The sequence below is a fragment of the Actinomyces sp. oral taxon 897 genome (assembly GCF_002999235.1).
In the GTDB taxonomy this organism is placed as follows: domain Bacteria; phylum Actinomycetota; class Actinomycetes; order Actinomycetales; family Actinomycetaceae; genus Actinomyces.
Genome location: NZ_CP027236.1, coordinates 1,979,633 through 1,992,644 on the forward strand (window position 1 = coordinate 1,979,633; position 13,012 = coordinate 1,992,644).

The window sequence follows — 13,012 nt, forward strand, 5'->3', positions numbered from 1 at the left end:
CCTCTCAGAGGATCTTCCTGCGGGAGCCGGGCGGGAGACGTCATAGCCGGGTCGGGGAACCATACGCAGAGCCTACTCCACTCCGGTATTGTGCACGGTGTCGCGAGAGGTGTCAGGACGCGCCCAGGTCCAGGAGGAGTCGGAGTACTCCTCCTCGGTGGGCTCCAGGACGTCCAGGACCGTTCGAAGAGCGTATGGTCCGTCAAGTCGGTGACGCTTTGAGACGCTGCGAGAAAAGGTGTCCAGCAGACGCTGGAACTGACGGCACGACACTGGAAGGAGAGACATGGGGAACCGCATCTCATCAACTCTTCCTTTTGTGTTAATAAGCAGGTCCCCGCCGTTTACGTGCGAGGCCGAGGGCTTCTGCGACCAGGGAATGAAACTGCTTTGTCCCGTGATTCGGGTAAGCCGAACTCCCTCACCCGTAACGAGGATGCGCTCCCTCGCAGGCAGACTCCTCCAGAAACAACGTACAGCGCCCACGGAAGACAGTACGAACGCGACGCCAAGGAAAGATCCTGGAAGATAATCGCTGCAAATCATTTCGAACGCGCCAGAGAAAGCAAATGACAAATACATCACCCACGGCGCCAGGTCAAGTACTATCAGTTCCCGTGGCACCTCCATGACGACTCCACTTTCAGTCGCCGACCACAGAGAGCGTCCTGCCCTCATATAGTGTCTCAAACGGATCAGCGACACCGCATAGATCGTGAACAGCCCGCCCAGAGGAAGATAAGCCAAGAGTATTACTGGATCCTCTAGCACGGCCAGCAGAAGAAGCGGGGACGATAACGCCGCACCCCCGGAGAATATCATTGTATTCTTACGTCGCCCTCGATCCGCCTCGGCGCAGGTCCCAATGCGTCTGCTCCTCAGCCAAAAAGGCCATATAAGTTCATATTCTTCTAACATTAAGATTTCTCCAAGGCGTTACTGCAATCTACTTGTCCGAGCTAAGTTTAAAACGGCAGGGCGCGGGGCACTCACAAATGTGTGCGACCTTAAAATAAATGTGCATAAATGCCATCGACATTGTTGATCTTACTCAAATATTGCATCCCAAACCGACTCAGCTCCATCAGAAATGCAGTCCCAAACATCTTCCATGCCTTCATCTATCCACTCTCTCACCTCCAAAGGAACGACTTCTTCATAAACCCACCCCGTAGCCATCGCAGCCACAGTACCGACTCCAGTAGCAACAAGCGCAGGCAACCAGCCTGTCACAAGAACGCTGCCCACACCGATAGTTGTTGCTATCGCAACGCCAGTTTCAACAGTGACCCGAGACGGGGAACTTCCTTGAGAAATGCTATAACCAGCAAAGACTAACGACGTCACGACTCCCACAGGGTTTGCGATACGACCAGCAACTTCCTTTATTTTTCCAGCTTGAGCTTTAAGCGAAACGGCAGTTCGCTTTTCGATACTCTTTTCGTTTGGAGCCCACTCTCCCGATCGCACTTTTGGGCTAGGCGATTTTGCCCGCACTCGTTCGATCATCTTTTTAGTCGTCGCATCGGCAGCCAAAGCACGAAGATGCCATTCATAGACTCTGGAAGAAAACAGTCCCAGTGCGGTGCAGAACGCATCATTCTTATAATTTTTCGCAAGGACCATCACCCAACTACCTTCATTTGCCTCATCTATGACCATATGTTTGGCAACCCAGTCAGTGAGCTTCTGACGTATGTCTTTAACCTCCGTCTCAAGATCATTAAAGAGCTCTACCTTGTCCAGGTAGTCCTGATACGCGTCCTTACGCTTCTGCCACTCCTTCTTCTGATCACGTGTGGCCCCGCGCGGAAGGTCTCCTGCGGGCTGGACCTCGACAGGATACTCGATAATCATATCATTAACTACGAGGCCGCCGTCTGTAGCCTCGTCTCGGCAGTCGGCCATATCATCCTTGCGCCACTTGACCTGGTCCGCCCAGGATCGAATAATGTCAATGACGTCATCAAGGTCGTCTTCCGCGCTGTCGCACGCGGATCCGAGATCGTCCCCGATGGACCGGATCGTGTCCCCGAACTTCCCAGAGACTCTCATCCGAGAACGACGGCTGACGTTCATGTCTTTTTCAGCCTCTATGAAACCTTTCTTCAGCTTATCCAGCCAGTAAGCCGCGTTGTGAATGTCCTCTTCATTGGCGTCGATATCGGTGTCAATCTGTCTAAAACAAGCGCTAACCTCTGTCATTGTTCCATTTCCTTAGCCAAGACGGAAAGACTGTCGGCAATCTCCTGGTCAACACCGACAAACTGGTCAATACCCTTACGAACCAAACCTGAAGTCTGACCCGCCAAGGACGCAAAGAGTTCTGCCGCCTCCGAGAAACGGCTAATCTGGGCTACGATATATGCTGTCCCATCACCTGCTAGTACTCTGGAAGGCATTGTAGGCGCAGCAGCTTCGAGATTCGTCTGTGCGCTATCCAGGTGTCGGGCGAACTCTCGTGCGCTCTCGTAGTCGACCTCCAGCTGCCTGCTCATGGTCTCACCTCATTCTCACTCTTTGAGTGCCAGAGCTCCTGGGGTACAGGCAGGTCCAGGTAGATAACCTCGTAGGGTTGGTCGGCTCCGATCTCTTTAAGGTGCTCGGTGTGGTAGAGGATCCACGGCTGGTCCGGACCCAGGCAGTCGATGAGGCGGTCCAGGGCCGTGTACGCCAGGAGAGCCACACGCCCGTCCTTGGTACGCCGCATCTCAACCTCAGTTCCCCACTCCGTAGGCGGGCCTGCACACGGCAGGTAGAGCACGGGCGGGACAATGGTCTGCGGCCTCTCAGAGGATCTTCCTGCAGGAGCCGGGCGGGAGGCGTCATAGCCGGGTCGGGGAACCATACGCAGAGCCTACTCCGCCCGCCCTCTGTAGGGAACACCCTTTTATGTACCCGTTTTGTGCACCCAATCCCCCAGCGTCGGGCACACCGCCGCCATACGGGCGCACCGCACCAGCACCTTGCCACGCCACCCGCCTGCCCCCGACGACCTCTGGAGCCGCACCCGGAAGGACGTCCCAGGCCAGGTGGGTTAGGAGCGACAGAAGCTTTCTCGGAGGCTGGGTGGTGGGACGTGCCGACCGCCCACGCCACGGGCCCGGGGAGGCCAGGCGGTCCGGACGATATGGTGACGGGCCAACGGGTACCTGTGCCGCGGGTCCCGGGGAGGCCGGTCGTGCGTTTAGGGGCTCTGGGGCACTTGGGGGCTCGCGCCACGGCCCGGAGAGGCCTTGACGGGGCCGCTGGCGCCTGCGTCGGGAAGACAAGCCCACGCCACGGCCCGGGGAGGCCAGGGCCCGTACCACCGGCCGCTGGCCGTTTACCCCGTCTCATACAGGCTCCTCGCTTCGCCACCGCCCCCGCGGATCCGTATGCTGGGCGGCGATGTCACGCCGGTGTGGGCCGCCGCCAGCCAGGCGACGCCCCGGTGCGGCACCGCAGCCGGGGCCTTGGACCCCCCAGAACCGCAATGAGGAGAGCCTATGGCCCTGGTCGTGCAGAAGTACGGCGGTAGCTCCGTCAGTGACATTGAGGCGATGCGCCGTGTCGCCAGGCGGGTGGTGGCCACACGCCAGGCCGGTAACACGGTCGTGGTGGTGGTCTCCGCCATGGGTGACACCACCGACGAGCTGCTCGACATGGCCGACGCCCTGACCGACGCCGCCCCCGCCCGCGAGATGGACATCCTCCTGAGCGCCGGGGAGCGCATCTCCATGGCGCTGCTGGCCATGGCGGTCAGCCAGCTCGGCGTCCCCGCCCGCGCCTACACCGGCGCCCAGGCCGGGGTCCTGACCGACTCCAGGTACGGGCGGGCCTCCATCGTGGGCGTTATCCCCGAGCGAGTGGCCCGCACCATCCAGATGGGGGCCGTGGCCATCGTGGCCGGCTTCCAGGGGATCAACGAGGTCGAGGACGTCACCACCCTGGGCCGCGGCGGCTCGGACACCACCGCCGTCGCCCTGGCCGCCGCCCTGAACGCCGACGTCTGCGAGATCTACACCGACGTGGACGGCCTGTTCACCGCCGACCCGCGCATTGTGCCCACCGCCCGCCGCGTCGAGATCCTCTCCAGCGAGGAGACCCTGGAGATGGCGGCCCACGGCGCCAAGATCCTCCACCTGCGCGCCGTGGAGTACGCCCGCCGCTTCGGGGTGCCCCTGCACGTGCGCTCCTCCTTCTCCGACAAGACCGGCACCTGGATCTACGACGGCCGCCGCAGCGGCCCCTTCGTCCCCCCCTACATCCCGGCCGCCGATGACGACGACGTCGCCTCCACGCCCCTAGCCCCCTCCCTGGGAACGGGCGGGGCCCTGGCGGCGGCCGGCGCCAGCACGCCTGCCGCCGCCCCGGCCACAGGCGCCAGCACTCCCACCACCGGCGCCCCAGCTACCAGCACCCCGGCCACAGGCACGACCCCCGCCTCCACCACCCCCGACTCCCATGCGGACCCCGCCGTCCGGCCGCAGGTCGACGCGGTCACCGGGCGGGTGGTGGCCCCCCAGGGCACGGCCGCGCCGACGGGCCCCTCGGTGCACCACTCCCACATGTCCGCCATCAGCCACCGCGCCCGCTCGCGCCCTCGCCCCACCTCCAAGGAGGAACACGTGGAAGCCCCTGTCATCACCGGAATCGCGCACGACCGCAGCCAGGACAAGATCACCCTCGTGGGCGTCCCCGACGTCCCCGGCGCCGCCGCCCGCATCTTCGCGATCGTGGCCGGACAGGACACGAATATCGACATGATCGTCCAGGACGTCTCCGCCGAGGGCACGGGACTGACCAATATCTCCTTCACCTGTCCCGACGGCGACTCCGCGGCCGCCATGGAGGCCCTGGAGAAGGCGCGCGGCGAGCTCGGCTTCCGCTCCCTGCACTTCAACCCCGCCATCGGCATCCTCTCCCTGGTGGGCGCGGGCATGCGCTCCCACCCGGGGGTGTCCGCCAAGCTCTTCGGCGCCCTGAGCGACGCCGGGGTCAATATCCACATGATCTCCACCTCCGAGATCCGCATCTCGGTGGTGGTGGACGACGCCGTACTCGACGAGGCCGTACGCGCCGTCCACACCGCCTTCGGCCTCGATGCCGCCTCCGCGGAGGCGGTCGTGTACGGAGGGACCGGACGATGAGCAACACCGTCAACACGTTCACCGGGCAGGCCGACGGCGTCACCGTCGCCGTCGTGGGCGCCACAGGGCAGGTGGGCCGCGTCATGCGGACCATGCTGGCCGAGCGCGGGTTCCCGGCGCGCGCCGTGCGCCTCCTGGCCTCGTCCCGCAGCGCCGGGACGGTCGTGGACTTCCGCGGCGCCCGCATCGAGGTCGAGGACGTGGCCACCGCCGACCTGGACGGCATTGACGTCGCCGTCTTCTCCGTCGGGGCGACGGCCTCGCGTGAGTACGCACCCCGCTTCGCGGCGGCCGGCGCCGTGGTGGTGGACAACTCCTCGGCCTGGCGTCGGGACCCGCAGGTCCCCCTGGTGGTGGCCGAGGTCAACCCCGAGGCCCTGGCCGAGCGCCCCAAGGGGATTATCGCCAACCCTAACTGCACCACCATGGCCGCCATGCCCGCCCTCAAGGTCCTCCACGACGAGGCCGGGCTGGTCCGCCTCATTGTCTCCACCTACCAGGCCGTCTCCGGCTCCGGGCGCGCCGGGGTGACCGAGCTGGCCACCCAGGTGCGTGCCGCCGCCGATCAGGACATGGAGGGCCTCGCCCTGGACGGTCGCGCCGTCACCTTCCCCGCGCCGCAGGTCTACGTGGACACCATCGCCTTCAACGCCGTCGCCTGGGCCGGTTCCGACGCCGGGGACGGCAGCGGGGAGACCGACGAGGAGCAGAAGCTGCGCAACGAGTCCCGCAAGATCCTGGGGATCCCCGACCTGGCGGTCTCCGGCACCTGCGTGAGGATCCCGGTGTTCTCCGGCCACGGCCTGAGCGTGAGCGCCGAGTTCGACCGCGAGATCAGCGTGGAGCGGGCCCGCGAGCTGCTGGCCGCCGCCCCCGGGGTCACCTACGCCGACGTTCCCAGCCCCTTGAAGGGCGCGGGGCGCGACGGGACCTTCGTGGGCCGCCTGCGCGCCGACCAGGCCTACGCCCCCGGTCACGGCCTGTCCATGTTCGTGGTGGGCGACAACCTGCGCAAGGGCGCGGCCCTCAACGCCGTCCAGCTCGCCGAGCTGGTGGCCGCCGAACTGCGTTCCTGAGCACCCGCTGGCAGGACCTCGCGTTTTGCTCAGTAAGGACCTCGCGTTTTGCTCAGTAGGAGCCTCGCGTTCTGCTCAGTAGAAGGGGTCTGCCTACCGTAGACTGGCCCCATGTCCTATCTTCGTCGGGCGCTGGACGACGTCCTTGACGACCTCTTCCCCGCGGCCCGCGCCGTCGCCGTTGACGGCGCGAGGGCCGTGGGCAAGACCGAGACGGCGCAGCGACGGGTCCGCCGGGTCGTCCGCCTCGACGACCCGGCAGTGGCCGCCGCGGTCGCCGCCGGCCCCGGCGAGTACCTGGACGGCGCCCCCACCGTCCTCCCCCTGGCTCTTCTCGGCTGACCCAGGCGCCGTCCAGCCTTCTTTCCGACGTCGGCCACACTTGCTAGGGTGCCCCCATGAACTTCGCGGAGGTATGGACGGTGAGCTACCGGCTCAGTGGCGCACGGCCCGACCTGCTCAACGACCTGCCCACCGTGCGACAGGCCCTCCAGGACTCCGCCCAGGCCGCCGGGCTGCACGTCCTGTCCTGCGCCCACCACACGTTCACGCCCCAGGGGGTCAGCCTGGCCCTCATCCTCTCGGAGTCCCACCTGGCCGCCCACACCTGGCCGGAGGCGGGTGGCGCCTACGTCACGGCGACCAGCTGCTCACCCGCCAGCAAGGAGGCCGTCACGGCGGTCGCGGACGTCCTCACCAGGGCCTTTGACGCCCAGGAGGTCACGAGCACGGTGGTGTCCCTGTGAGCGGGTCCCCGACCAGGGCCAAGATCGCGATCGGTGACGTGCTGGGCGGCGCCGAGCCGGGACTGCGCGTCCAGGCGTGCCTGCTGTACCGGGTGCTGGACGAGGACGAGGAGTTCAACCGGGCGGCCAGGCTCCACGCGCAGAGTCAGGACGAGGACGAGGAGGACGAGGAGCCCAGCCTGTCCGACTACTGGGAGTGGTGGGAGCTGGTGGGCCCCAACCGCCACGACTACTGGGTGGAGGTGGACCACGGCTCCTGGCGGACCAGCGTCTACGAGCCCCTGCCCGCGACGGACGTCATTGACCCGACCGGGCTCCAGGTGGGGCAGCACGTCACGCTCACCGGCACCATGGCGGGCCGGCAGGCCGTGGTCACCGAGCGCAGACTCGGCCGCGTCTCGCAGGTGACGGGACAGCCCACCTACCCGGCAACCCCCGACAAGCCCGTGACCTACGTGACCGCCAGGACCACGGGCGGGGACAGGGTGAGCCTCACCTTCAGGTCCTGCCCGGGACGCCCGCTGCGCGCCTACCGCAGGCAGGTCCTCTCCCCCCGGAAGCAGAAGCGCCGGTTCGGCCGGGTCCTCTTCTCAAACACCTTCTTCAATATTATTGACATAGTCTTCGAGTCCGTCGCGCGGGTCATTAAGATCCTCCTGTGGTTCATGAGGTAACAGCATGAGTACACCGGACACAAAAGCCAACCTCAAGATCGGTGACGTGCTGGGCGGCACCGAGCCGGGACTGCGCGCCCAGGCGTGCCTGCTGTACAAGGAGTGGGACGAGGAGGACGGCGAGCTCTACTACTGGGAGGAGTGGGAGCTGGTCGGCCCCAACCGGTACGAGTACTGGGTGGAGGTGGACCACGACTCCGGGCAGACCAGCCTCTACGAGCTCCTGCCCGCGACGGACGTCATTGACCCGGTCGGGCTCCAGGTGGGGCAGTACGTCACACTCACCGGCACCATGGCGGGCCAGCAGGCCGTGGTCACCGAGCGCGGGCTCGGCTACATCGAGAAGGTCATGGGCCGGACCACCTACCCCGCCTCCCCCGGTGAGTCCATGATCTACGTGACCGTCCGGACCAAGGGGCAGGGCGGTACGGAGATCACCTTCGAGAACTGCCCGGGACGCCCGCTGCGCGCCTACCGCAAGCGAGCCGTCTCCTCCGCCGAGCAGAGGCGCCGGTTCGGCCGGGTCATCCACGCGAGCGGCTCCGCCAGGGCCTGGTACCTGCTCCTGTGGGTCGTCGTGATCGCCGTCGTCATCTCGGTCATGGCCACCTGCGCCACAAGAGGCAATCGCTGCGACCCCACCAAGGAGGACTGCAGCAGTAGCAGCTACCGTCACCGCGGCCCCTACGGGGGCGGCGGGGGCGGCGTCGGAAAGTAAAGGAGCCCGCATGCGCCCACTCACTGCCCCCACCCAGTCCGCGGACATTGCGGGCCTGGCCTGGCAGCCGCTCCTGAGCACCGTGGTCTACGCGGTAATAGGGGTGGTGCTGCTCATGCTCTTTGCCTGGGTCGTGAACGTGGTCTTCAAGCTGGACCTGCGCCGCGAGCTCATTGAGGACCAGAACCCCGGTCTGGGCCTGGCGTTCGCCGGCACGGTGATCGCCATCGCCATTATTATTGCCGGGACGATTATCAGTTGACCGCCTCAGCCACGACCCCGGGGGCGTCGGCCGTGCGCACCGCCCACGGCGCCCCTGGTGCTATCAAGCCCCCTGCCTGCGAGGAGGCGGGCCCCTGCCGTGCCCACCCCACCCGCCCCGGCACGCCCCTGCCGGGAGGTCGCCCGTGAGCCGCGCCGGGGCCCGTCGGCGTGAGGACGCCACGCTGTTCGCGGCCGCGGCCCTGGTGGCCGTGGGCGGGCTCATCTACGAGCTCATCCTGGGTACGGCCGCCTCCTACCTCGTCGGGGACTCCGTCCTCAGCTTCTCCCTGGCCACAGGCGTCACCCTATTCGGTATGGGGCTCGGCTCCCTGCTGGTGAACCACCTGGGCTGGGAGCCCGCCACCAGCTTCGCCGTCAACGAGGTGGCGCTGGGGCTGGTGGGCGGCAACTCGGTGCTCGTCCTGTACCTGGCCTTCGGCTACACCCGGCTGCACTGGGTGGTGTTCTGCGCCATGAGCCTGGTCATCGGGGTGCTCATCGGCCTGGAGATACCCCTGCTGGTCAAGACCTTCGCCGCCTTCGGGCGGGGCTCCTCGGTGGAGCTGTTCAGCCGGGTTCTCGCCATTGACTACTTCGGGGCCCTGGTGGCCTCCCTGGTGTTCCCGCTACTCCTGCTGCCCCAGCTGGGTCTTATGCGGGGCGCCTACCTGGTGGGGGCCGTCAACACGCTCGTGGCCGTGCTCATGCTCGTCCAGCTGCGCAGCTCCCGCAAGGCGCTGGCGGCCGCCGTCGCCGCCCTGGTGGCGCTCACCGGCCTGTTCCTGGGGGCCAACCAGCTGGAGCACTCAGTGGGCGCGGCCACCTACCGCGACCCGGTCATCTACTACGACCAGTCCGCCTACCAGAAGATCGTCATCACCAAGTACGGCGCCGACCTGCGGCTCTACCTGGACAACCAGCTGCAGTTCTCCTCCCTGGACGAGAGGCGCTACCACGAGACCCTGGCCGGCAGCGCACTGACCTCCGTGGAGGGGCCCGCCCACGTGCTCATCCTGGGGGGCGGGGACGGGCTCCTGGCGCGCGAGGTCCTGCGCTACCCCAGCGTCCAGGACATTACCCTGGTGGACATCGACCCCGCCGTGACCACGCTGGCACGCGACAACCACCTGCTGCGGGAGGTCAACGACGGCTCCCTGTCCAGCCCCCGGGTGCACGTGGTCAACGGGGACGCCTTCCAGTACGTCTTCGACACCACCGCACGCTACGACGCCGTCCTCGTCGACCTGGTGGACCCCTCCAACGAGAGGCTGGCCAAGCTCTACTCCCAGGAGTTCTACACCCAGGCGGAGAAGGTCCTCACCGACAAGGGGGTCATGGTCACGCAGGCGACCTCCTCCTACTTCTCACCGTCGGCCTTCGCCACGGTGGCGAGCACGGTGCGCGCCGCCCAGCCGGGGCGCACCGTGGTCCCCTTCAGCGTCAACGTACCCTCCTTCGGTGAGTGGGGCTTCGTGCTGTCCACGACGGCGCCCGAGGCCCTGGCCAGCCAGCCGCTGCCCGCGGGCCTGGACTACCAGAACCACAGGCTCCTGGACTTCATCCTGGTGCAGGACCCGGCGCGGACCCCGGAGGTGGAGCCCTCGACCCTCCTGCACCCGCGCATTGTGGAGCGCTACAACAGCGACATGCGGCAGTGGCGCTACTACTGAGCGGAGTCGCAGGCGGACCGAGGGGTGGTCCCGGGGACGGCGCGACGGCCCCCGCGCCCCACCCGGGCCCGCGCGTCAGGCGAGCTCGCCGTAGGCCGGCTGCCACATGGCGTCCTGCACCGCCTGGACGAGGTTGTCGTGGCTGGTGGTAGCCACGCCGTCGGCCTGGGCCTGGCGCGCCACGGCCACCGCGACGGTCGCCGAGGAGGCCCGCAGGTTCTCCACCGGCGGCAGCAGTGAGGCGCCGGGCTCGGTGGGGTCCACCTGGCTGGCCACGGCCCGCGCGGCGGCCAGCAGCATCCCGTCGGTGACCCGCGAGGCCCCCGAGACAATGACGCCCAGCCCCAGGCCCGGGTAGAGCAGGGCGTTGTTGCCCTGGCCGATGGTGAAGGTCGTGCCCTCGTAGTCGAAGGGGACCACCGGGATGCCCGTGGCCACCAGGGCCTTCCCCCTTGACCAGGCGACCACGTCCTCGGGCATGGCCTCAATGCGCTCGGTGGGGTTGGACAGCGGCAGGATAATGGGACGCTCCACGCCGGCGCTCACGGCCTCGACGACATCGCGGGTGAAGGCCCCGTGGTTGGTGGAGGTACCAATGAGGACGGTGGGGCGGGCGCGGCGCACCACCTCCAGGAGCTCGACGGCGCCGCGGGACGAGCGCTGCCAGTCGGCGGCCTCGGCGGCGGGGCGGGCGTAGGCGCGCTGGTAGTCGGGCAGGTCGGTCATGTCGTCGGTGACCAGGCCCGCCCGGTCCACGAGCCAGATGCGGGCGGTCGCCTCCTCGGGGGAGAGGCCGTCGCGCACCATGCCGGCGTGGATCTGGTCGGCCATACCGGTGCCCGCGGTCCCGGCCCCGTAGACCACCAGGCGCTGGTCGGCGAAGGTCTGGCCGGTGACCCGCATACCGGAGACGACGGCGGCCATGACAATGGCGCCGGTGCCCTGCATGTCGTCGTTGAAGACGCGGTACCTCTCGCGGTTGGCCTGGAGGATGCGGCGGGCGTTGGCCGGCCCGAAGTCCTCGAAGTGCAGCAGCGCGTTGGGGAAGAGCTCACTGGCCACCGCCAGGTACTCGTCGATGAGGGCGTCGTAGCGCGCCCCGCGCACGCGCGCGTGCCGGTTGCCCAGGTAGGCGGGGTCGTTGAGGAGGAGCTCGTTGTCGGTGCCGCAGTCCAGGTTGACGGCGACGGCCCGCTCGGGGTGGATGCCGGCGGCCGCCGTGTAGACGGCGAGCTTGCCCACCGAGATGTCCGTGCCGTTGACCCCCCAGTCCCCGATGCCCAGGATCTCCTCAGCGTCGGAGACCACGAGCAGGTCGACGTCGTCGGGGCCCAGGCCGAGCCCCTCGAAGGAGGGGCGCACGTCCTCGATACGGTCGACGGACAGGTAGACGGCCCGGGAGCGACGGTAGTCCCGGCTCCACTTCCTAATGGCCTCCCCCACGGTGGGGTCGTAGACGATCGGGAGCAGCTCGACCAGGTGGTCGGTCAGGAGCCGGTAGTAGAGCACCTCGTTGCGGTTGTGGAGCTGGTCGAGGAAGACGTACTTGTCCAGGTCGGTGGTAAAGGAGCGCAGCTGGGCGTAGGAGCGGGCGGCCTGCTGGTCCAGGGTCTCCACGGCCGCGGGGAAGCGGCCGACCAGGCCCAGGCGACGGCGCTCCTCGAGCGTGAAGGCGGTACCGCGGTTGGTCAGGGGGTTGGTAATGACGGACGGCTTGGCGCGCATGTGCTCTCCCGGGGTGGTGCTGGTGACATCAGGAGCGTCAGTCAACTGACGCCCACTGCCTGATACCTCGAGAGAAGTTACTTCCGGTACCTGGGCGGAACCTGGGTGCCCGCCGGGCCGGTCAGCACGTGATGTAGCCGCCCAGGGCGGTGAAGACCTCCTCGACCGCCGCCGCCCGCCGCAGCTCGGGGTGCACGGCGGCCACGGAGTCCAGCAGCGCCTCCAGCACCACGAGCGTGCCGACCCGGGTGCGGAACATGGCGTCCTGGCCGGTGGAGGGGGTGACCAGCAGGACGTCGGCCAGGGGCGGCAGCGGGCCGACCCGCCGGTTCGTCAGCAGCACCGAGGTGGCGCCCCGCTCGCGCGCCAGGCGCAGGAGGGCGGCGACCGGCGCCGGGCTGCGGTCGAAGGCGGCCGCCAGGACCACGGCCCGCGCGTCCAGGCCGGCCAGGGCGTGGGCCCAGCGGTCCGTGCCGTCCAGGACGGTGACCCCGCCGCGCAGGTAGGACAGCAGGAGCCCGAAGTAGTGCAGCAGAGGCTGACCCGAGGCCACCGCACCGAGGTACAGGGGACGGTCGGCGTCGGCCACGAGGGCGCCCACGCGCCCAAGGACCTCATCGTCCACGCAGGCCAGGACCCCGGAGACGGCCTCCTGGGCCAGGGCGGCCCGGTGGCCCAGCACCGCCCGCCCGGGCTCCCCGCCGTCACCGAGCCGCCGGAGCCGCTCCACCGGCAGGGAGAGGTCGTGGCGGACGCGCGTACGCAGGCTGCGGGTCATGTCCCGGAAGTCGGCGTAGCCGAGCTTGCGCGCGAACCTGGCCACCGTGGCCGAGGAGACGCCGACGCCCTGGCAGACCTCCTCCAGGTTGAGCAGCGCGGCCCCGGGCAGACGGTCCTCGTAGAAGCAGGCGACGTCGCGCTCGCGGGCCGTGAGGTCGGCCGACGCGAGCCGGTCCAGGAACGGGGTCTCAGAGGGCGTGTCCGCAGGCTCCACGGCGCCAATCTAG

14 protein-coding genes are annotated in these 13,012 nt (G+C 67.6%); 8 read left to right on the plus strand and 6 right to left on the minus strand.

Translation table 11 applies throughout. The annotated features are described in order from the left end of the window. Positions 1-72 precede the first annotated feature (72 nt). The 4 genes from C3V41_RS07965 to C3V41_RS07970 form a co-directional block, all read right to left on the minus strand. Positions 73-288 (minus strand): hypothetical protein, encoded by a 216-nt coding sequence (locus tag C3V41_RS07965; protein ID WP_254423526.1) that lies wholly within the window; start codon positions 286-288, stop codon positions 73-75. Between the two features lie 759 nt (positions 289-1,047). After that, positions 1,048-2,205, minus strand: a complete 1,158-nt coding sequence (locus C3V41_RS12865; protein WP_129591530.1) for a hypothetical protein — start codon at positions 2,203-2,205, stop codon at positions 1,048-1,050. Beyond that, a complete protein-coding gene (locus C3V41_RS12870; RefSeq protein WP_129591531.1) occupies positions 2,202-2,498 on the minus strand; it encodes a hypothetical protein in 297 nt (98 codons plus the stop codon). Before C3V41_RS12870 ends, C3V41_RS12865 begins: the two co-directional genes overlap by 4 nt. Continuing rightward, a complete protein-coding gene (locus C3V41_RS07970) occupies positions 2,495-2,686 on the minus strand; it encodes an SAV_915 family protein (RefSeq protein WP_254423527.1) in 192 nt (63 codons plus the stop codon). The genes C3V41_RS12870 and C3V41_RS07970 overlap by 4 nt, the downstream gene beginning before the upstream one ends. A gap of 802 nt (positions 2,687-3,488) precedes the next feature. Here C3V41_RS07970 and C3V41_RS07975 point away from each other — a divergent pair. From C3V41_RS07975 to C3V41_RS08010, 8 genes are all read left to right on the plus strand, one after another. Next, positions 3,489-5,132 (plus strand): aspartate kinase, encoded by a 1,644-nt coding sequence (locus C3V41_RS07975; protein WP_106109831.1) that lies wholly within the window; start codon positions 3,489-3,491, stop codon positions 5,130-5,132. Then, positions 5,129-6,208: an aspartate-semialdehyde dehydrogenase gene (locus tag C3V41_RS07980; protein WP_106109832.1), complete on the plus strand. Its 1,080-nt coding sequence runs from the start codon at positions 5,129-5,131 to the stop codon at positions 6,206-6,208. The genes C3V41_RS07975 and C3V41_RS07980 overlap by 4 nt, the downstream gene beginning before the upstream one ends. Positions 6,209-6,319: 111 nt before the next feature. Continuing rightward, positions 6,320-6,550: a hypothetical protein gene (locus C3V41_RS13135; protein ID WP_165271607.1), complete on the plus strand. Its 231-nt coding sequence runs from the start codon at positions 6,320-6,322 to the stop codon at positions 6,548-6,550. Between the two features lie 56 nt (positions 6,551-6,606). Next, on the plus strand, positions 6,607-6,954 hold the full coding sequence (locus C3V41_RS07990) for an S-adenosylmethionine decarboxylase family protein (RefSeq protein WP_106109834.1): 348 nt from the start codon (positions 6,607-6,609) through the stop codon (positions 6,952-6,954). Beyond that, a complete protein-coding gene (locus tag C3V41_RS07995; RefSeq protein WP_106109835.1) occupies positions 6,951-7,628 on the plus strand; it encodes a hypothetical protein in 678 nt (225 codons plus the stop codon). The genes C3V41_RS07990 and C3V41_RS07995 overlap by 4 nt, the downstream gene beginning before the upstream one ends. Before the next feature lie 4 nt (positions 7,629-7,632). Then, positions 7,633-8,346: a hypothetical protein gene (locus C3V41_RS08000; protein ID WP_106109836.1), complete on the plus strand. Its 714-nt coding sequence runs from the start codon at positions 7,633-7,635 to the stop codon at positions 8,344-8,346. Between the two features lie 10 nt (positions 8,347-8,356). Further along, positions 8,357-8,608 (plus strand): DUF350 domain-containing protein, encoded by a 252-nt coding sequence (locus C3V41_RS08005; RefSeq protein WP_106109837.1) that lies wholly within the window; start codon positions 8,357-8,359, stop codon positions 8,606-8,608. Positions 8,609-8,753: 145 nt separating this feature from the next. Next, complete coding sequence (locus C3V41_RS08010; protein WP_106109838.1) at positions 8,754-10,280, plus strand: polyamine aminopropyltransferase; 1,527 nt, start codon at positions 8,754-8,756, stop codon at positions 10,278-10,280. Between the two features lie 75 nt (positions 10,281-10,355). Here C3V41_RS08010 and C3V41_RS08015 read toward each other — a convergent pair whose 3' ends face one another. Both C3V41_RS08015 and C3V41_RS08020 read right to left on the minus strand, forming a co-directional pair. Further along, a complete protein-coding gene (locus tag C3V41_RS08015; RefSeq protein ID WP_106109839.1) occupies positions 10,356-12,005 on the minus strand; it encodes an NAD-dependent malic enzyme in 1,650 nt (549 codons plus the stop codon). Positions 12,006-12,126: 121 nt separating this feature from the next. Continuing rightward, complete coding sequence (locus C3V41_RS08020) at positions 12,127-12,999, minus strand: MurR/RpiR family transcriptional regulator (RefSeq protein WP_106109840.1); 873 nt, start codon at positions 12,997-12,999, stop codon at positions 12,127-12,129. Positions 13,000-13,012 lie beyond the last annotated feature (13 nt).